Source organism: Gluconobacter sp. Dm-62 (assembly GCF_018256155.1).
GTDB lineage: Bacteria > Pseudomonadota > Alphaproteobacteria > Acetobacterales > Acetobacteraceae > Gluconobacter.
In genome coordinates, this window is the sequence record NZ_JAERLY010000005.1 from 77,685 (window position 1) to 96,556 (window position 18,872).

The window sequence follows — 18,872 nt, forward strand, 5'->3', positions numbered from 1 at the left end:
CACACGCCCGTTCGTTCCAAACTCTCGGAAAACCGCGATCAGAAGTCGATCGACGTCTTCACGTAATACATGCCGCCGTTGAACCCATACGGCGAATAGGACGCATATTTTGTTAGGCCCTGCTGTGTGTGTGAGATGGAAGACGGAACGCGCGTCGGGTATTTATTGCCAAGATTGTTGGCCCCCACTCCGATGCTCCAGCGCGGCAGGATCTTGTAGTCCACTTCAAGATTGGTCAGCAGCGCGGGGTTCTGCATGAACGGAACACTCCCAGCACCTGTCGGAGCAGCCATATAGATGATTGAACCGTAGCGCATTTCCTGCACAAAGGCGGACCACTTGCCATATGTCCAGTTTACGCTGATCTGCTCGCGGTTCTTCGGAGCGGCATGAAGGACAACTTCCTTCGTATATTCATTGACGAAACTGGCTTTCGAGGAGCGGATTTCCGTATCAGAGAAGTTGATTCCCATTGCAAACCGGAACTGGCCCAGACGCTGCGTATGAAGCGTATAATCAGCGCTGAAATCGCCACCAAATGTCTGGGTATTATAAAGATTTGCGTAATAGGACAGTGATGTCGCGCTCTCAAGACTGTTCTGCGCCAACAGGTTCATGAGGACGGAGTCATTCGCGTCAACACTGTAGGTCTTCGTGCTGCCCAGACGAGAATTGATGGCGATGTAATACAGATTTCCAGTCACATGGAAATTGTCTACAGGCGTTGCATCAAGACCGATGCTGTAGCTGCGGGAATATTCGCCCTTCATGCTGCCTGAACCGAGATACTTGGCAATCGAGCTATTGGCCGGAACCTGATCCACCGTATAGCCAGGATACGGCGCGGAGTAGAAATAGGACATCTCGCCAAGCGTCGGCGGACGATAACCCGTATTGACGTTGGCGCGCACGGCCCAGCGCTTGTTGAAGTTATAGCGGGTCCCGGCCGAACCAGTCTCGACAGTGGCCAGGTTGTTGTAGCTCGCAACGCGGCCACCCAGCGTCCATTCCCACTTCTTCGTTACATAGAAGTCGAGATCGGCGAAACCTTCATAGACGTCACGGTTCTGGTTGGTCACGGCCATCGGAACGTTACCCGGATGATCGGTGGCGCCCAGTCCTTCCCAGGATGCCGTCTCACCTTCGGTCATCTGGAAGGTATCGTGGCGGTATTCAGCGCCAAACTTCAGATCGACCGGCCGCGGCAGAAAACCCGTCTGAAACGAACGCGAGCCACGGATACCGCTCGTCAGTTCGGTCGCAATGGACGATCCGTCATAGAATGACGTCTGCGTGCTGTCAGGAAGGGAAACGTTTTCAGAGTCCTTGGTGCCGTATTTCTGCGCATCCCGCCCGAACGTGACATAGGCATCCCACGCAAACCCGAATTTATGGGTCCGAATGCCGTTATCCGTCTGGAAATCGTACTGATCCATCGTGATATAAGGCTGGTTGCCGTTCGGATACAGGTTTGTATTGATCCAGGTATCCGTATCGGCCGCACTACGGTACGTCTCGGCCACGTTGGCACGACGATGCGAGAACGTCGAAGTGCTGTAGGCGCTGAACCCCTCTCCCAGCGGCAGAGACATATTCTCGCTCAATGTCTCGAGCGTGGATTTGGGAAGACCAAGACCGCGCTGAACATCACGATTGGCGGTCTCGTTACGGGAATCGCTGTACAGCGTCCCGTAGAAATCGCCGCCGCGGGTGGTCGGCAACTGATGCGTCACCTGGGCTGCGAGATCGAGATATCCGCCTCTGTTGCCCAGAGCCATGCCGTAATTGGCTGATCCATCAAGTCCTTGGCCATCGCCTGCGTAATAGCCATTGTTCTTGAAGTTGATGCTACCACCATGCGTATCGCGCTTGAGCACGATATTGACCGCCCCTGCGATCGCATCCTGGCCGTAAAGTGCCGAAGCCCCTTCCGTAATGACCTCGATATGATCAATCGCAGATACAGGAATCAGAGAAATATCGGCTGGTTCACTGCCCCAGTTCGTACCGGCATTCGAATTGAAATTCGCACCGATATGACGACGATGACCGTTGACGAGGATCAGCGTATCGTCAGGTGACTGCCCGCGAAGCTGCATGGTCTGGACGAAAGCACTTGCGCCACCACCTGGCAGAGCCGCCGTCGTAATAGCCGGATTAGCTTGTGCCAGTGCGGACAGAACATTCGTCTGGCCCGTCTTGAGAAGTTCCGCCCCGGTCACCACAGTCACCTGCGTCGTACTATGACGAGCCGTTACCGGAGAGAAGACAGAGTTCGTCTGCCGTCCACCAACCTGAATACTTTCCGTTGACACAGCCTGAAGCGATGTCGGGGCATGATGAACCGGCGCCTTACTTTGAGAAGGAGCAGCGGCTGAGCCTTTTTTGGCGATAATCTTGTGATGTTTCACAGGCACGGATGGCGCAGCCGACGCTGCAAAAACCATATCCGGCATGAACGCGCCCAGTGCAGCACTTGCGACCAGACAGAGTTTCCAATTTGACCCAATCAACATTGCATCCCTCTCAAGTCGCCGGAATCCCGATACGAAAGTATGAGTTTATGGTACGGATACGTTATGTTTTGGCGTCATATGGATTATTTATATTCCAATTTCGCAACGAGGACGCAGGAAAGTTTCGCAGCGTCACGCATCGTGAAAATTTGGGCGCTTTCCGATGGATTCATTGACGATTTCCACCATTAGGCAGACTATCGGGATCATAGTTCGTCACATCAGGAGATTGATCCGTTGGATATCAGGCGTTTGCAGGCCTTCGTGAAGATCATCGACCTCGGCAGCATTTCTCGCGCTGCCGACCTGTTGAATATCGCCCAGCCCGCACTCAGCCAGCAACTGGCGGCCCTTGAAAGCGCCTTCCGCCAAAAGCTTGTGATCCGAAGCAAGAGCGGCGTCACTCCTACAATTGCCGGTTCAGTGCTCTACCGGCACGTTCAGCCCCTGAGCAAGCAGTTCGACCGGGCGATGGTCGAAATCACACAGGGTGCCGGCCCCCTCGTCGGCAAGGTGTCCGTCGGCCTGTCCCCGTACAGCGCGGGTTCCACCCTCTCTGTTGAGCTTCTTCGCCGTATCCGGGAAGAACTTCCCGGCATTATTCTGCATCTGACCGAAAGTTTCGACGACATCTATAGTGAGCTTGTCATGACAGGCCGACTGGATATGGCCGTCATTCATGGCTCAGGCCCCATGAAGGGCGTCAGCTTCACCCCCCTGATGAAGGAGGAGTTTTTCCTGCTGGCCCCGCACGCACTCGATATCCCTCATGATGACGAGAACACGGTCCAGCTTGCTGACATTACGGAAATACCTCTTCTGGTGCCTCCGAAGCATAACTTTGTCCGAAAGGCCATCGACATGGCGTTTCTGCGCAAGGGGCTGGAGCCAACCATCGTCGCGGAAATCGAAGCCCTGACCACGCTTCAGGGCGCCATCCAGGAAGGGATTGGGAGCACCATCCTTCCCTGGTCGGTAGCAAGCAGGATTGCTGTCGAAGGCAAGTCCCGCATCTATTCCCTGCGCAATCCCGTCATCAGCGAGAATGTATCGCTCTGCATTCCGGAACTCGTTCCCGAGACGGAAGCGTCGGTTGCCGTCCGCGAGCGCCTTATCGAACTTGCCCGGGCCATGGCCTCGTCCCGCAACTGGCCTGGAACGCAAGCCTCTACATAGCGGCCTCTTCCACCCGTCCAACATTAGGCCGGGTCAGAAATTCGGGCCGCAGCAGGCTTGCAAGCGCCTTCTCGGACAGAAGCTCCTCCTGAAGCACGAGCTCCGAGACGGTCCGGTTTTCCACAAGGGCGCGTCGGGCAATCTGCGAGCAGGTATCGTATCCCAGAACAGGCACCAGTGCTGTGACGATGCCAATATTTCGTTCAAACAGGATAGCGACACTGCTCCGTATCCGCGACAATACCAGCCACGCATTTCCTGGTCAGAACCGTTACGGCTGCCGTCAGCGTCTTCAGGGACGAGAAAAGACAGTATCCGATCATTGGCTCGAACGGATTGAGCTGAAACTGCCCCCCATCGGCACACATGCTAAGCGTGACGTCATATCCCGCAACAAGATAGGCCACCTGGTTAACCGCCTCCGGAATGACCGGATTCACCTTGCCGGGCATGATCGAAGACCCAGCCTGTACTGCTGGCAGCGTGATTTCTCCAATACCCGCCCGTGGCCCGCTTGAGAGCAGCCGCAGATCGCTTGAAATCTTGGACAATTTGAGCGCCAGTCGCTTCAGAACACCCGAGAACTGTACGAAAACCCCGACATCCGACGTTGCCTCGATCTTGTCAGCTGCCCCCGTGACAGCCAGACCTGTCAGCCTGCCAAGCTCCCCCACAACGGCCTCTGCATAGCGCGGATCAGTGTTCAGACCCGTTCCAATCGCCGTCCCGCCCAGATTGACTGTCAGGAATGCCTTGGACTGATCCCGGATGTGCTGGATTTCAGTTTCAATCGCATGCTGAAACGCCCTGAACTCCTGCCCGAGCGTCATGGGAACCGCGTCCCGCAACTGCGTGCGCCCGACTTTCAGAATAGCTGCGAATTCATCGGCCTTTGTCCCGAAGGCCTGCGCCAGATCTTCCAGAGCGGCCAGTAAAGGTGCGGTCGCCGCAAGCACACCCAGCCTCAGCGCCGTGGGATAAACATCGTTGGTGGACTGCGCCATGTTCACATGGTCGTTCGGATGCAGAGCCCGGTAATCGCCAGCCTTTTTCCCTGCCAGCCTGAGCGCCACATTAGCAATCACTTCGTTGACGTTCATGTTGGTGGACGTTCCAGCCCCCCCCTGCATGGCATCCACGATGAAATCCTTACGGTAATCATCGCTCTTCAGCAGCGTGAGACAGGCCGCTTCGATCAGGTCCGCCCGCGTCTCATCCAGATAGCCGAGAGCTCTGTTCGTCCAGGCTGCCGCCCGCTTGACCGTCACAAACGCACGGATGAAGTCTGGAAACGCTCCCACCGGCTCGCCACTGATCGGAAAGTTCTCTGTTGCCCGACTGGTATGGACACCCCAGAGGGCTTCAACTGGAATCCGAACTTCTCCCAGCAGATCTTTCTCAACCCGGAAACTGGCTGGCGGTAGCATATCCTTCTGCTGCGTCGTCATGTGCGCCAGGACTTCTGACTGGGGTGCAGATGTCGTCATTTCGGATATCCAGAGCTGTGATTAAACCAGAGCATGACCCTTCGGCAAAGGGTCTCCAGAAGCCTTTCAGCCCCTGACTGATCTGGAGCCTATTATTGCGACTTCGATTCAACCCCATATGATTGTGATATAGGGTCAGACAATTTTCGGCAGTATCTTGGCGCTGTCGAAACGACTTACGATGCCTCCATTCGCGCACGCGTTACCAACCCCTGCGGCAATGGAGACCCATCAATGCCCGGTTTTGCTGATCGACTGAACGGAATTGGAGTTTCGGCCTCCGCCGCCATGACCGACAAAGCCCGCGAACTCAAGGCAGAAGGCCTCAAGATCGTCAGCCTCTCCTCCGGCGAGCCTGATTTTCCGACCCCCGACCATGTCGTGGAAGCCGCCATTGCCGCCGCCCGCGCTGGTGATACCAAATACCCGCCCCAAGATGGCAAGCCCGCGCTCAAGAAGGCCGTGCAGGCCAAGTTCCTGCGCGAGAACCATCTCGATTACGCCCTCGACGAAATCCTCGTCGGCAATGGCGCCAAGCAGATCATTTTCGACGCGATGATGGCGACCTGCAATGCTGGCGATGAAGTCGTTCTCCCCGCCCCGTACTGGATCAGCTACTCGGATATCGCCCGGCTGTGCGGCGCAAAGCCCGTGCAGGTGGACTGCCCGGCTGAAGACAATTTCCGCCTGTCCGCCAAGGCGCTGGACGCAGCCATCACGCCCAACACCAAATGGCTTCTGCTGAATTTCCCCAATAATCCGACCGGCGCCTGCTGTCCGCGCGCGGATATGGAAGAAATCGCCGCCGTCCTGCTGAAGCATCCGCATGTCTGGATCATGACGGACGATATCTACGAACATTTGATCTATGACGGCTTCGAGTTCTGCACCATCGCCGAAGTCGAACCGCGCCTGAAAGACCGCGTGCTGACCGTCAACGGCGTGTCCAAGGCCTATGCCATGACCGGCTGGCGCGTCGGCTATTGCGGTGGCCCGCGTGAGCTGATCGCCGCCATGAACAACATGCAGGGCCAGTCGACCAGCGGTATCAACACCATCGCCCAGGCCGCAGCCATCGCCGCTCTCGAAGGTCCGCAGGACTTCCTGAAAGAGCGTGCCGCGGAATACCAGTCGCGTCGCGATCTGGTGGTTGGTCTGCTGAATGCCATTCCGGGCGTGACCTGTCACACACCTCAGGGTGCGTTCTACGTCTACCCCGAAATCGGTGCCTGCCTGGGCAAAACCACACCAAAAGGCCGCCATCTGGCAACAGACGCCGATTTTGTCATGGCGCTTCTGGAAGAACGGCAGGTCGCATCCGTTCAGGGCGGCGCTTACGGCATGAGCCCGTTCTTCCGCATTTCCTATGCGACAGACCGGGAAACGCTGAAGGAAGGCTGCCGCCGTATCGCAGACTTCGTCGCCTCCCTGCGCTAAAACGAAAAACGAGGAAGCCTCACGGCTTCCTCGTTTCCTCTGAATCCGGCAATTTCCGTTACGATCAGGCTGCTGGTTCAACCCGCACAACAACGGCTCCATAGCCGGTCAGCACACCCTCCTGCCCGACAACATCAACGACGGTTCCTTCAACAGGCACCGTGACCGGAACCTGCAAGGTGCCGATCCGCATCTGGCCCACAACATCGCCCTGACGCACCACAGTCCCGATCTCCGCCAGATCCGTCAGTGCCAACACCCCGAAATAGGGTGCCTTAACCGCAATGTCGGACGACGGCACCTCGACAGGCGCCGCCGCGGTTGCGACCTGCGCACCTGACACCAAAGCGGGAGCGGGAGCCGGCACGCGCATGAAGCAGCGCGCGCCCATACCATCCGAAAGCTCGATCGTCTCCAGCCCAGCCTGAACCAGCAGATCCGCAATCCGGGCAAGATCCTCCGAAGACGGGATCCCTTCAAACACCGGAACCTGATTTTCCATAGTGCTCATGATGGCGCCCTCTCTGCCAGCCAGCGTTCGAGATAATGAATATCGACACCACCGTCCTGAAACTTCGGATCAGCCAGCAGGTCCTGATGAAGGGCAATATTGGTCGAAATCCCCTCCACCCGCATCTCGGCCAGCGCCACCCGCATCCGGGCAATCGCCTGCTCTCGCGTTGCGCCGTAGCTGATGATCTTGCCGATCAGCGAGTCATAATATGGCTGAACCGTGTAGTTATTGATCACATGCGTATCAACGCGAATACCCGGCCCACCCGGCAGATCCCAACGCGTCACCGTACCCGGAGAAGGCATGAACGTCGCCGCATCTTCCGCATTCAAGCGGCACTCGATCGCATGCCCCTGCATCAGGATGTCTTCCTGCCGCACATCAAGCATTCCACCCTGCGCGACCCGTAACTGCTGGGCGACAATATCAATGCCGGTCGTCTCTTCCGTAATGGGGTGCTCGACCTGTACACGCGTATTCATCTCGATGAACGCGAAGATCCCGTCTTCATACAGGAACTCGAACGTCCCGGCCCCGCGATAGCCGATCTGGCGGCAGGCCTGAACGCAGCGCTCCCCGATTTCGGCAATAGTTTCTGGCGGAATGCCGGGAGCCGGTGCCTCTTCCAGAACCTTCTGGTGACGCCGCTGCAAGGAGCAGTCCCGCGCGCCAAGCCACAGCGCCGTCCCATGCGTGTCACACAGGACCTGAATTTCGACGTGGCGTGGCTTCTGCATGTATTTTTCAAGATACAGCGTCGGATTGCCAAAGGCCTGCTGGGCCTCCTTGGCCGTGAGTGCTACGGCATCCTCAAGTTCATCGACGGTGTGTACGACCCGCATGCCACGACCGCCACCACCGCCCGATGCCTTGACGATCACCGGAAAGCCGACTTCAAGCGCAACAGCCCGAACATCTTCCGCCGATGCCGGAAGCGGCCCGTCAGAGCCTGGAACGCAGGGCACGCCCGCATCCCGCATGGCCCGTTTGGCCGTAATCTTGTCCCCCATCATTCGGATGGAATCCCCGGTCGGACCAACAAATGTCAGTCCTGCCGCTTCAACCGCGTCCGCGAAATCGGCATTTTCCGAAAGGAAGCCATACCCCGGATGGATGGCCCCTGCCCCCGTTACCTTCGCGGCCAGAAGCAGGCCTTCCCTATCAAGATAGCTTTTCGACGCAGCGGCCGGGCCGATGCACAAGGCGACATCCGCTTCACGGACATGCCGGCTGTCCACATCTGCTTCCGAATAGACCGCGACCGTCTCCAGCCCGAGCTGACGACAGGCGCGCTGGATCCGCAGGGCAATTTCCCCACGATTGGCAATCAGAACTCTTTTGAAACGCTGCATGTCACTCATACCAGACGGAACAGAGGCGTTCCCATGTCAACTTCGGTGCCACCAGCGACCAGAATCTCTTCAACCGTGCCCGCAATATCCGCGCGGACAGGATTAAAGACCTTCATGGCCTCAAGCAGACCAACCTGCTGCCCCGCCTCGACCTTCTGGCCGAGCGTGACATAAGGCGGCGCATCCGGTGACGGCGCGAGATGAAACACCCCGTAGGACGGCGCGGTAATGGTTTCCGCAGCCTTGGTTACGGGCGCAGCAACTGCAGGTGCAACAGGAGCTTTCGCCTCTGATGACGCCAAAGGTGCAGCAACGACCGCCGTTCCCTGCTCCCCATGAGGCTTCGCAAGCCGGATCTTCCGACCGTTTTCCTCAATCTCAAGCTCCGCAATCGGAGCCTGAGCCATGAGATCGATCAGACGTCTGATCTGTGAGAGATCCACTGATATCAGCCCGGAGCAGAGGTTTTCTTCGCAAAGTTCAGACCACCCACGACCTGCATCGTCGGCAGCACTTCCATGAAGCTGACATTCATGCGTTGAGGCGCCTCAACCGCGAAAGCCACGGAGTTGGCAATGTCTTCCGGCAGCAGAGAATCATACTCGTCGAAAAAGCGCTTCTTCGCCTCGGCCATGTCACCGATCAGCCGACCAAAAACCTCAGTTTCAACGCGCGCCGGCGACACTTCCGTCACCCGGATCTGACGGCCGAACAGGTCACAGCGAAGCTGCTGGGACAGCGAATGAACAGCGGCCTTCGTCGTGTGATAGACCGTGTTTCCACCCGCAAAAGCATAATGGCCAGCAATCGAACTGATGTTGACGATATGACCATGGTTCCGCTCGATCATGCCCGGCACCACCAGTCGCGTGAGTTGCAGAACAGCGCGCAGGTTCACATCCACAAGCGCATCGATATCATCCGGCGTCGTATTGGTGATGTTGCCTGTCCGGGACTGGCCCGCATTGTTGACCAGAACATCGACTTCCAGGCCAGCGATCAGAGCCTCGAGCCCGGCCTGATCCGACACGCTAACGGCATGGGGGATGCATCCCGTTTCGCTTGCCAGGGCTTCAAGACGCTTCGCATCACGGGCCAGAGCATGAACTTCAATGCCGCTTTCACTCAGCCGCCGGACAATGGCAGCGCCAATACCCGAAGAAGCGCCAGTGACGAGAGCGGTGCGATAAGGAGTATTGCTCATGCGAAGGAAACCCATTGCTGGAGTATAAGAAAGACCGCCCTCCGCGCCGTAGACAATACGGAGCATCAGACAGGAATATTATTCCGACGCTAATGGACTTATTTGGCAAACACCAAGAGCCGTTCGTTCTTGCCCCATAACATAATCCGATGGAACCCACCGCTCACCCCTGAGAACCATAAGATTATCCAATGACATCACAAGGCGAATTGCTCTGGCCATTATTCCCGTGCCAGTCATATCGTTTCGTTACCGCCTCAAAAAGAGGCATTGAGAAAATGCGACGGAACCGTCACAGCCCGGGAACTGCATGTTTTGACCGCTGACACGCTCCTCACACCGGAACGACATCACGCCGCCAGCGCCTCCATTAGCGCTCCGGTCATCAGCATGATGGGCACGCGCGCCATGCTGTTCGAAGCCCCCGGCGAATTCACCATGCAGCAGCAGCAGCGGATCTGGGCCCTCATTGTCCACACCGAGAACCGCCCGGACATCCAGGAACTCGTTCCCGGCGTCACAAACCTGCTCCTGATCTTCACCCATGCCCCCGAGCATCCCGAACAGGTCGCAGACTGGCTGCGCAAGGCTTGGGAAACCCTCCCGCCCCGCCAGATCGATGGACGCCTGTTTGAAGTTGGCGTGCGATACGGCGGAGCACTGGGCGATGATCTGGCAGCCGTTTCCGCCCATACAGGTCTCTCTCCCGAAGAAGTCATCCAGCTCCATCAGGCGGGCGAATACACCGTCTGCGCCGTCGGAAGTGCGCCGGGATTTGGTTACCTGCACGGTCTTGATCCGCGCATCGCAACGCCACGGAAATCCGTCCCATCCCTGAATATGCCAGCAGGAACCGTGACGATTGGCGGAATGCAGGCCGGAATTTCCGCGCTGACCGGACCGAATGGCTGGAACTCGATCGGATATACGGAGATCTGCCTGTTCGATCCCCATCGTAGTTCCCCATCGCTCTTTGCCATAGGCGACCGTATCCGCTTTTACCCGGAGAGCATCGAACTGTGATCACGATCCTTGAGACAGCCCCTCTCAACACCGTGCAGGATCTGGGACGCCCGGGATATCGCAATCTGGGCGTCGGCAGTTCGGGCGTCATGGACCCGCTGGCCCTGAAAATCGGGAACAACCTCCTTGGCAACAGGGCCGACGACGCCTGCATCGAGCTTCAGACCTATCCCTTCGTGATCCGCTTCGAGACCCCGACCAGCTTCGCCGTCACGGGCATTGACGCACCGATCACACTGGACGGTAGCCCCGTTCTCGCGTGGTCGGTTGAAACGGCCGCTGCCGGGCAGATCCTGCAGGTAGGAATCCCGAAAACAGGCGCCCGGGGCTATGTCTGCGTTGGCGGCGGCATAGACGTTCCGGTTGTGCTGGGCTCACGCAGCACGCAGCTTCGCGGCAGTTTTGGCGGGGTTGAGGGACGGTTTCTTGAAGTCGGGGACCAGCTTGTGACGCAGCCTGCGGCCGAGCATCTCTCAGGCTATGGCGCCGTACCTCCCGCGCGGGTTCTTGATACGGCACCCAGCGAAGAAAAAACCGTAATGCTCCGCGCCATCCCGGGAACGGATTATACCCGTTTTACGACTGACTCCCGAGAGCGCTTCTGGGATCAGCCGTGGCGTATCACGCCACAGAGCAACCGCGTCGGGTATCGTCTCAGCGGCGCACCGCTGGCTTTGCTCGAACAGGTGGAACTGCGGTCATACGGCATCATTCCGGGTATTGTGCAGGTCCCGCCAGCAGGCGAACCCATCGTCCAGCTTGCCGATGCCAACACGGCTGGTGGTTATCCACGCATCGCAACCGTCATCGAAGCCGATCTCTGGCGTCTGGCTCAGGCCCGGATCGGGACGTCCATCCGCTTCGTGGAATGTAGCCATAAAGCCGGCGTTGATGCCGAACAGCCGATCAACAGCTATCTGGACGACCTGCGCCTGATGATGGCCCATTATCGCGCGTCCAGTCAGTCCCGAAACGGCGCCAAACCCGGAGGCAAAGCATGAAAATCGACCTCAATTCCGATATGGGCGAAGGCTTTGGCCGCTGGCGCATCGCCGATGACGACGGGCTGATGGATGTCATCTCGTCCGCCAATATCGCCTGCGGATTTCATGCCGGCGATTACGCGATCATGAACCGGACCGTTCAGCTCGCGAAGGAAAAAGGCGTCGGGATCGGTGCGCATCCGGGACTGCCCGATCTCATGGGCTTCGGCCGCCGATCCATGGCCGTTTCGGATGCCGATATGGAAGCCATGATGGTCTACCAGATCGGTGCACTTCAGGCTGTAGCGGCCCTGCACGGCCACCGGGTGACCCATGTCAGCTATCATGCAGCCTTCGGAAATATGGCCAATGCCGACGAAGGCCTCGCGCTCCGTCTTGCCCGCGCCATTGCGGCGCTGGATCGGGAACTGACAATATTCTGCATGCCGGGACAGCTCACGGAGCGCGCGGCGGATAAGGCAGGCCTTCGTGTCCAGACCCTTTTCCTTGCGGATCGAGCCTATACAAGCCTTGGCGCGCTGGTTCCTCGGGGTCAGCCCGGAGCTGTCATTCATGATCTGTCTGCCATCAAGGCGCGTGTGCGACAGTTCCTTGAAGATGGCTCCGTCACGACGTCCGTGGGGTCTCGGCTTGAGGTCAAGGCCCAGTCCATTCTGGTCCACAGTGATACGCCCGGTTCGCTGGAACTGGCCAGGGCCATACGCTCGGAAATCGAGGCCACCGGGGCAGTTCTGACGCCAGCCTGCCAGCTTCACGACTGACACCCATAAGAAATCCTTATTACGACGCCAGAAGTTCCTATGGCTGGATTTCACAAACATGCATTACGTTTTCAGAACGTCGTTGGAGATCATTCCTGCAACGGTTCTGGATCCGCTATCAAAGCACTGCTGCGTCAGTATCGTGCATCGGGGTATGAGTTGTCATGAAGCATGATCTGAAACGCGGTGCAGTGCTTCTGGCATCAGCTACTTTTTTTGTTGCGGCGCTGAATGCACTTCAGAAACTGACAGGGACAAGACTTCCCGCGCTTGAAATTATTTTCTTCCGCAACCTGTTCTCCCTTCCCTTTGTTCTTCTGATTGCCTCCAGAACAGGCATCATCCTCAAGACACATCACTTCAGAGGTCATCTCATCCGCTCGGTTATCGGGTTGATCAGTATGATCATGGTCGTCATTACCGTGACGCGTCTGCCGCTCGCGGAACAGCAGGTTCTCTCCTACACCCAGCCCCTGTTTCTGGTGCTGCTCTCGATCCCGCTTCTGGGCGAACGTCCTTCCATGCAGCGCTGGATTGCGGTTCTGATCGGGTTTGCGGGTGTGGTGGTGGTCGCTCTGGGGAAAGGGCTCCTCAATACGGATGCAACCTCCGTTTCCACCATTATCTATCTGCTCGCTCTGGCGCAGGGTGCGGTAGGCGCCCTCACGACCATGCAAATCCGGCAGCTTTCCGCGACAGAAGCCAGCACGACAATTTCGCTGTGGCAGGCCATTCTCATGACCGTCATGACAGCGGCCCCACTGCCCTTCATCTGGGTTACACCCGGCTGGCAAGATGCTCTGTGTCTTGTGGTTGTCGGGGCTTTTGCCGGCATCGCACAGGTCCTCCAGACCGAGGCGTTCGCGTCCACACAGGTCTCGGCCATCGGGCCTTTCGCCTATACGGGCCTACTCTGGGCGGCGCTGATCGGGTGGTTCGGCTTTGGCGAAATTCCCAGCTCAGCAATGGCTGTGGGCGCCGTCCTGATCATTGGCTCAGGAATCTGGATGCTCCGTCACGACCGGGCCTCGAAAGCCCGGACGGCCGTCACCGCAACCGTAGAGGCGGCGGAAGGCTCCTGATCCCTCCTCCCCTTATTATTTCCCAATTCCATCCCTGATTTCGCCCCTACCCGAAGCGATAGAAATCCCCGGAGAATGACAGCGTGACACCCGATCAAGCCACACCGTCCCCATCCCGGAAGCGGAACATTCCGTCTCGCTACATATTTTTTCTGCTTGTCTTCCTGATGTACGTCATCAGCTACGGTGACCGTGCGGCCTTGTCCATTGCGTTGCCCACGCTCGGCAAAGAGTTCACGCTGTCTCCGGTACAGATGGGCTGGGTCTCGTCCAGCTTCCTGTGGTCGTATTTCCTGCTGAATCTTCCGTCAACCATGCTCCTCGACCGCAAGGGAGCACGCCTGATCGGCAGTCTGGCCGTCTCGATATGGTCTTTTGCGATGCTGCTGGGCGGGATGGTTCACAACATTACGCAGTTCCTGATGACACGCGTTCTCCTTGGCGTAGGTGAGGCACCGACTTTTGGTGTAGGCGCAACCGTCGTCCGCAACTGGGCGCTTCCCAAGGAGCGTGGTTCGGTCATGACGGTTCTGCTGACCGGCATGCAGCTTGGGCTGGCGGGCGGCACGATCGCAGGGGCTTATCTGATTGCGCTCTTTGGATGGCGTTTTGAATTCATGGCGCTCGGCGTCATCGGCCTGGTCTGGGCGGCCATCTGGTGGCTGGTCTATCGTGCTCCCGCCGAAAAAAAATCCTCCCCTACCCGCGCGCCCTTTTCATTCACATCAGTGCAGAACCTGTTCCGCTCCAAGTCCTTTCTCGGCATTCTCGTCGTTCAGTGTACCCAAAATTACCTGAACTTTCTGGTTATGTCGTGGATGCCGCTCTATCTTATTCATGAGCTACATATCGATATTACCGGAACGGGCAATCGGACAGCATTGTGCTACCTTACCGCCGCTCTCGGGGCCATTATCATCGGACGTATTCTGGAACACATCACGTTCCGCAACGGAATTCACCCGCCCCGCCGCAGATTTATTGTTGCCATCTGCCTCGCAGGCGCCGCCACAATCGGATTTTTGCCCCACTTCCACACCATGACGCCAATCCTCTTCATTCTCGGCGGCTCTCTTGCCTGTCTGATTGCAGCGAATGGAGCCAACACTGCCCTGCTGACGGATCTTATTGAAGATGGAGACAAAATCGGCACTGTCACCGGCGTTACACTCACCTGCAGCAATTCACTCGGGCTTTTTGCCCCGATTGTCACAGGCTACATCGTCTCATACACGGGCCGTTTTGATATGGCTTGGTATATGTGTTCCGCAGCATTGATTGGCGCAGGCCTTCTTTCACTTCTATTGGTTCGCGCACCAATTTCCATGCAGCACAAACAATAGATCCTGAGCCCCATAAAACGAAAAATGCCCTGTATTCTGCATGTTCAAGCAGAATACAGGGCACGAACCGTCACGGAGAATTAGTTCCCGAGCGAACGATCCACAGAACGACCTGCGCGCTCGATCGGCCCCTTAGGCGGATCTACCGTATCACGGACCTTCTCACCGAACGTCCGATGATGTTCGCATGCAGTCAGCGTAACACAGGATACCGAGAGAGCCAGCAGAAGCAGGATTGATTTACGCATACAGACTGTCCTTGGAAAACGGTTGAGCGTCATAGAACGGCGATACTCACGTTCGGTTCCCTTTATGAAACGGCCTGATGAGGTGACGATCGACGTCATCGACTTCCCGGATTTGTCTTCAGATCAATCTCAAACTTCACAATAAAACCTGAGATAAATTCCAGCCCACACCCTCATTTCCTGTCGCAAAACGGTCATGTTTCAACAGTCGCATCTCCATGCCGTGTCTCATAAATTACGAAAAGGTAAACAACCCATGGATCAGTGATGTCTGAATCGACCATAGGCTCCCGCGCGGAGATCCCGGCTTCCTCGCGCCCCGACATGAGTGGGGGCAACAAGCCCCTTCATGTCGCACTCTTTTTTATCGTGCTGTTCGGCGCGCTGGGGTTCGCCGCATTCAGCATCCTGCGGGACATGCATTCGGTCGGCGAAGGTGCTCTGGCAACAGGCACTTTCGTGATGCTCGGCATTGCCCTGATCATTGCGCTTGCTTTTGAGTTCGTGAACGGCTTCCACGATACGGCCAACGCGGTCGCGACCGTCATCTATACCCGCAGCCTGCCGCCGCTCGTGGCCGTTATCTGGTCCGGTTTCTGGAACTTCCTCGGCGTCGCGCTCTCGACGGGTGCGGTGGCCTACAGCATCGTGACGCTTCTGCCGGTGGAGCTGATCCTTCAGGCAGGAAGCAGTGCGGGCTACGCCATGATTTTCGCCCTGCTGATCGCCGCCATCGTCTGGAACCTCATCACCTGGGCCTTCGGTATTCCCAACAGTTCGTCTCATGCGCTCGTGGGATCGATCATGGGTGTCGGTCTGGCCAACCAGCTGATGTCACCGACAGGAGCCGCCACACAGGGCGTGGACTGGGGACAGGTCGAGAAGGTTTGTGCCTCTCTTCTTTTCAGCCCGATCTGCGGATTTGTCATGGCCGGAGCTCTGCTTCTCGTCATGAAACTTGTGGTCCGTAACAAGGCGCTCTATCAGGCTCCCGAAGGCGACACCCCGCCGCCGCTGTGGATCCGGGCACTGCTGATTTTCACCTGCACAGGCGTTTCGTTCTCGCATGGTGGCAATGACGGACAGAAGGGCATGGGCCTGATCATGCTGATCCTGATTGGTGCGGCCCCCACGGCCTATGCGCTGAACCGGGCGATGCCGGAGAGTGCCATGCCGGCCTTCATCCAGTCATCCTCCGAAGCCGAGAAGATTTTTCTCACTCACGTCCCGAACCGATCCACGACGCTAACGGCCGAAAACGCCCGTGAGATCGTCGGCGCTGGTCTGCGTGCCAAGTCTATCGCGTCTTCTGAAACCTATGACGCACTGGCCGTCCTCAGCGATGACATCTCCACATCAGTCAAGACCTATGGCTCCATGAAGGCCGTCCCGGCCGCGGCTGTCCCGAACGTCCGTACGGATATGTATCTGGTCGCAGACGCCATCCGCGTCATGGGAGAGGCCAAGGGTTTTACCCCGGCAGAAACGAAGTCTCTAAAATCCTTCCAGTCCGAACTGTATCACGGCACACGCTTCATCCCGCTCTGGGTCAAGATTTCCGTCGCCATCGCGCTGGGCCTTGGCACGATGGTTGGCTGGAAGCGCATTGTCGTGACGGTCGGTGAAAAGATCGGCAAAACGCACATGACCTACGCCGAGGGCGCATCTGCCGAAATCGTGGCGATGACAACCATCGGCCTTGCGGAGGGATATGGCATGCCCGTTTCCACGACCCATATCCTGTCCAGCGGCGTGGCAGGAACCATGGCCGCCAACGGCTCCGGCATCCAGCTCTCACCCCTGCGCTCCATGGCGCTGGCGTGGGTCACGACCCTGCCCGCCGCAATGGCGATTGCCGGAATCCTGTACGTCCTGTTCCGTCAGATTTTCTGATCAGCCCCTAACGCATTGTGCGGATTTCAGATCCGCACAATGCTGCTGGTACAGATGCCAGCTCAGCAGACAATGGGCATTCGGCGTATGGCGCGGCATGTCTTCCAGCGGAACAACACACACAGTCGTATGCTCGTGCTCATCCGCCAGCCCGGCTTTCCGATTGAACAACCCGTCCAGTTCCGCCCGTGTCAGAACGATATCGACGGCATAGAGTATCATCTCTTCACTGCTCCCCCCGGGCGACAAAAAAACCGGAGTGTCACGCAGCCTGTAGGGTTTACCTGCTGTCAGGTTGAGTCCCGTTTCTTCCCGTAATTCGCGAAGCGCGGCTATCTCTACAGCTTCCCCATCAATTACGCCGGCTGGTAAAGCCGTCACCATCTGCCCGACCGGAAGCCGTGCTTCCCGCACAAGGACGACATATTTTTCGTCAACGGCATCCTTGATTGTGACAACGGGCATGATGGAAATCGTCGGATCCCGCAGCATGGCAAAACAGGGCATTTTTGCGCCCTCGTTCCATGCATCTGCTTCTACGACGACGAAGCCGACACGTGTGCCGAACATCAGCACATCGCGGACAAGAACGGAGCGCAGATCGAAATTTAACCGGGTCTTTTCGAGCCAGTTCGAAAATTGTGGAGCTTTGAGGACTTTTTCCTGAAGCTCCGAAGATATGCCCGTCGCAAACCGGACCGGAACATTCTGCTGCGTCATGGCCGACCTCTCCTCAGACGTTATGAAGATACCTCTTCCATAACGCCCTTTGGGGCAACTCCGGTGCGAAGATCGACCGTTATATGCTTCCCATGAGAACCGCGGTGTCGATCATCCTGTTCGAGAACCCCCATTCGTTATCGTACCAGCTACAGATATGAACCATCTGGCCTTTCTGAATGAGGGTCGTCTGCGTCGCATCAAACGTGGAGGATGCAGGGCTGTGGTTGAAGTCGCTGCTGACCAGCATTCCGTCGCTGTAATCCAGTATCCCCGCGAGAGACCTCTTGGACGCCTCGTGGAAAACCGCGTTCACGTCCTCCACAGATGACGGAGCACGTGATGGCAGGAAATCAAGTGCGACCATTGAGACGTTCGGCGTCGGGACACGCAGCGACGATCCGGCCAGCCGTCCCCTGAGATGCGGCAGGACAAGATCGATCGCCTTGGCCGCGCCCGTGGACGTCGGAACCATGTTCAATCCGGCGGCCCGCGCGCGCCGCAAGTCACGATGCCTGCGATCCACGATCTGCTGGTCCCCGGTATAAGAATGGACCGTCAGCATGTAACCGCATTCGATACCGAACGCTTCGTCCACAACCTTCACAAGTGGCGCCAGACAGTTGGTTGTGCAAGAACCGTTCGAGACGACAGTCATGCCCGGCCGGAGAGCGTCATTATTTACGCCATACACGATCGTCGCATCAACATCACTTGCCGGAGCAGAGATAAGGACTTTCCGCGCTCCCGCCTGCAACAGAGGCTGCACGGCCTGTTTCGATGTAAAAAGCCCCGAGCATTCCATGACGACATCCACACCATCGAGGGCCACCGCCGCCGGATCACGCTCCGACGAAATGCGGATCGGCCCGTAATGCCTGCCTTGCGCCTCAATCCTCAGCTGGTCGCCTTCAAGCTGGACCTTTCCTGAAAACCGGCCGTGAATGCTGTCGTAAACCAGCATGTGAACCTTGTCTTCAACACTGCCTGGACCATTGATAACAACGGGAACAATGTCGGTCCGACCGCTCTCGATAATACTTCTCAAAGTCAGACGCCCTATCCGTCCAAATCCATTGATCCCGATCTTGACTGCCACGATACCGTCTCCG

At 57.5% G+C, this 18,872-nt stretch carries 18 protein-coding genes; 8 read left to right on the plus strand and 10 right to left on the minus strand.

Annotated features, from left to right (window positions below):
* Positions 1–38: 38 nt before the first annotated feature.
* On the minus strand, positions 39–2,516 hold the full coding sequence (locus JK202_RS07595; protein ID WP_211559805.1) for a TonB-dependent siderophore receptor: 2,478 nt from the start codon (positions 2,514–2,516) through the stop codon (positions 39–41).
* A 237-nt stretch (positions 2,517–2,753) separates the two neighbouring features.
* On the opposite strand from JK202_RS07595, the gene JK202_RS07600 reads away from it, so the two are divergent.
* Positions 2,754–3,692 carry a LysR substrate-binding domain-containing protein gene (locus JK202_RS07600; RefSeq protein ID WP_211559807.1) on the plus strand — a complete coding sequence of 313 codons (939 nt, stop codon included), beginning with the start codon at positions 2,754–2,756 and terminating at the stop codon, positions 3,690–3,692.
* Here JK202_RS07600 and JK202_RS16500 read toward each other — a convergent pair.
* Positions 3,685–3,933, minus strand: a complete 249-nt coding sequence (locus JK202_RS16500) for a hypothetical protein (protein WP_349291841.1) — start codon at positions 3,931–3,933, stop codon at positions 3,685–3,687. The two genes, JK202_RS07600 and JK202_RS16500, sit on opposite strands and share 8 nt — an antisense overlap.
* Positions 3,896–5,179: an aspartate ammonia-lyase gene (locus tag JK202_RS07605; protein ID WP_349291842.1), complete on the minus strand. Its 1,284-nt coding sequence runs from the start codon at positions 5,177–5,179 to the stop codon at positions 3,896–3,898. Before JK202_RS07605 ends, JK202_RS16500 begins: the two co-directional genes overlap by 38 nt.
* A 234-nt stretch (positions 5,180–5,413) precedes the next feature.
* Here JK202_RS07605 and JK202_RS07610 point away from each other — a divergent pair, with 234 nt between their 5' ends.
* A complete protein-coding gene (locus JK202_RS07610) occupies positions 5,414–6,616 on the plus strand; it encodes a pyridoxal phosphate-dependent aminotransferase (RefSeq protein WP_211559809.1) in 1,203 nt (400 codons plus the stop codon).
* 64 nt (positions 6,617–6,680) lie between these two features.
* Here the strand turns inward: JK202_RS07610 and JK202_RS07615 are convergent, their stop codons facing one another.
* The 4 genes from JK202_RS07615 to JK202_RS07630 are packed head-to-tail and all read right to left on the minus strand — an operon-like array spanning position 6,681 to position 9,686.
* Entirely contained in the window at positions 6,681–7,127 is a 447-nt protein-coding gene (locus JK202_RS07615) for a hypothetical protein (RefSeq protein ID WP_211559812.1), read from the minus strand.
* Positions 7,124–8,491, minus strand: a complete 1,368-nt coding sequence (gene accC, locus JK202_RS07620; RefSeq protein ID WP_211559814.1) for an acetyl-CoA carboxylase biotin carboxylase subunit — start codon at positions 8,489–8,491, stop codon at positions 7,124–7,126. The genes JK202_RS07615 and accC overlap by 4 nt, the downstream gene beginning before the upstream one ends.
* Positions 8,488–8,925: a biotin/lipoyl-containing protein gene (locus tag JK202_RS07625; protein WP_211559816.1), complete on the minus strand. Its 438-nt coding sequence runs from the start codon at positions 8,923–8,925 to the stop codon at positions 8,488–8,490. Before JK202_RS07625 ends, accC begins: the two co-directional genes overlap by 4 nt.
* Before the next feature lie 5 nt (positions 8,926–8,930).
* The gene (locus JK202_RS07630; protein WP_211559818.1) at positions 8,931–9,686 is read right to left on the minus strand and encodes an SDR family oxidoreductase; all 756 of its coding nucleotides are present in this window, start codon (positions 9,684–9,686) and stop codon (positions 8,931–8,933) included.
* Positions 9,687–10,076: 390 nt separating this feature from the next.
* Here JK202_RS07630 and pxpB point away from each other — a divergent pair, with 390 nt between their 5' ends.
* The 5 genes from pxpB (at position 10,077) to JK202_RS07655 (ending at position 14,899) form a co-directional block, all read left to right on the plus strand.
* Entirely contained in the window at positions 10,077–10,709 is a 633-nt protein-coding gene (gene pxpB, locus JK202_RS07635; RefSeq protein WP_211559953.1) for a 5-oxoprolinase subunit PxpB, read from the plus strand.
* Positions 10,706–11,710: a biotin-dependent carboxyltransferase family protein gene (locus JK202_RS07640; RefSeq protein WP_211559820.1), complete on the plus strand. Its 1,005-nt coding sequence runs from the start codon at positions 10,706–10,708 to the stop codon at positions 11,708–11,710. Before pxpB ends, JK202_RS07640 begins: the two co-directional genes overlap by 4 nt.
* Entirely contained in the window at positions 11,707–12,474 is a 768-nt protein-coding gene (locus JK202_RS07645; protein ID WP_211559822.1) for a LamB/YcsF family protein, read from the plus strand. The genes JK202_RS07640 and JK202_RS07645 overlap by 4 nt, the downstream gene beginning before the upstream one ends.
* A 164-nt stretch (positions 12,475–12,638) precedes the next feature.
* On the plus strand, positions 12,639–13,556 hold the full coding sequence (locus JK202_RS07650) for a DMT family transporter (protein ID WP_211559823.1): 918 nt from the start codon (positions 12,639–12,641) through the stop codon (positions 13,554–13,556).
* A gap of 167 nt (positions 13,557–13,723) precedes the next feature.
* On the plus strand, positions 13,724–14,899 hold the full coding sequence (locus JK202_RS07655) for an MFS transporter (RefSeq protein ID WP_211559955.1): 1,176 nt from the start codon (positions 13,724–13,726) through the stop codon (positions 14,897–14,899).
* Positions 14,900–14,979: 80 nt separating this feature from the next.
* On the opposite strand, the gene JK202_RS07660 is transcribed toward JK202_RS07655, so the two are convergent.
* The gene (locus tag JK202_RS07660) at positions 14,980–15,147 is read right to left on the minus strand and encodes a hypothetical protein (protein ID WP_167386170.1); all 168 of its coding nucleotides are present in this window, start codon (positions 15,145–15,147) and stop codon (positions 14,980–14,982) included.
* A 267-nt stretch (positions 15,148–15,414) separates the two neighbouring features.
* On the opposite strand from JK202_RS07660, the gene JK202_RS07665 reads away from it, so the two are divergent.
* A complete protein-coding gene (locus JK202_RS07665) occupies positions 15,415–17,040 on the plus strand; it encodes an inorganic phosphate transporter (RefSeq protein ID WP_211559825.1) in 1,626 nt (541 codons plus the stop codon).
* On the opposite strand, the gene JK202_RS07670 is transcribed toward JK202_RS07665, so the two are convergent.
* Both JK202_RS07670 and gap read right to left on the minus strand, forming a co-directional pair.
* Positions 17,041–17,760: an NUDIX domain-containing protein gene (locus tag JK202_RS07670; protein WP_211559827.1), complete on the minus strand. Its 720-nt coding sequence runs from the start codon at positions 17,758–17,760 to the stop codon at positions 17,041–17,043. It abuts the gene before it with no gap.
* A gap of 79 nt (positions 17,761–17,839) precedes the next feature.
* Positions 17,840–18,859: a type I glyceraldehyde-3-phosphate dehydrogenase gene (gene gap / locus JK202_RS07675; RefSeq protein ID WP_211559829.1), complete on the minus strand. Its 1,020-nt coding sequence runs from the start codon at positions 18,857–18,859 to the stop codon at positions 17,840–17,842.
* Positions 18,860–18,872: the final 13 nt, after the last annotated feature.

Excerpts from the sequence above, each read along its gene's own strand:
- JK202_RS07670 (WP_211559827.1), bottom strand. The coding sequence starts at position 17,760 with ATGACGCAGCAGAATGTTCCGGTCCGGTTTGCGACGGGCATATCTTCG.
- pxpB (WP_211559953.1), top strand. The coding sequence starts at position 10,077 with ATGATGGGCACGCGCGCCATGCTGTTCGAAGCCCCCGGCGAATTCACC.
- JK202_RS07630 (WP_211559818.1), bottom strand. The coding sequence starts at position 9,686 with ATGAGCAATACTCCTTATCGCACCGCTCTCGTCACTGGCGCTTCTTCG.
- accC (WP_211559814.1), bottom strand. The coding sequence starts at position 8,491 with ATGAGTGACATGCAGCGTTTCAAAAGAGTTCTGATTGCCAATCGTGGG.
- JK202_RS07645 (WP_211559822.1), top strand. The coding sequence starts at position 11,707 with ATGAAAATCGACCTCAATTCCGATATGGGCGAAGGCTTTGGCCGCTGG.
- JK202_RS07650 (WP_211559823.1), top strand. The coding sequence starts at position 12,639 with ATGAAGCATGATCTGAAACGCGGTGCAGTGCTTCTGGCATCAGCTACT.
- JK202_RS07665 (WP_211559825.1), top strand. The coding sequence starts at position 15,415 with ATGTCTGAATCGACCATAGGCTCCCGCGCGGAGATCCCGGCTTCCTCG.
- JK202_RS07605 (WP_349291842.1), bottom strand. The coding sequence starts at position 5,179 with ATGACGACATCTGCACCCCAGTCAGAAGTCCTGGCGCACATGACGACG.
- JK202_RS07615 (WP_211559812.1), bottom strand. The coding sequence starts at position 7,127 with ATGAGCACTATGGAAAATCAGGTTCCGGTGTTTGAAGGGATCCCGTCT.
- JK202_RS07660 (WP_167386170.1), bottom strand. The coding sequence starts at position 15,147 with ATGCGTAAATCAATCCTGCTTCTGCTGGCTCTCTCGGTATCCTGTGTT.
- JK202_RS07655 (WP_211559955.1), top strand. The coding sequence starts at position 13,724 with ATGTACGTCATCAGCTACGGTGACCGTGCGGCCTTGTCCATTGCGTTG.
- JK202_RS07595 (WP_211559805.1), bottom strand. The coding sequence starts at position 2,516 with ATGTTGATTGGGTCAAATTGGAAACTCTGTCTGGTCGCAAGTGCTGCA.
- JK202_RS07610 (WP_211559809.1), top strand. The coding sequence starts at position 5,414 with ATGCCCGGTTTTGCTGATCGACTGAACGGAATTGGAGTTTCGGCCTCC.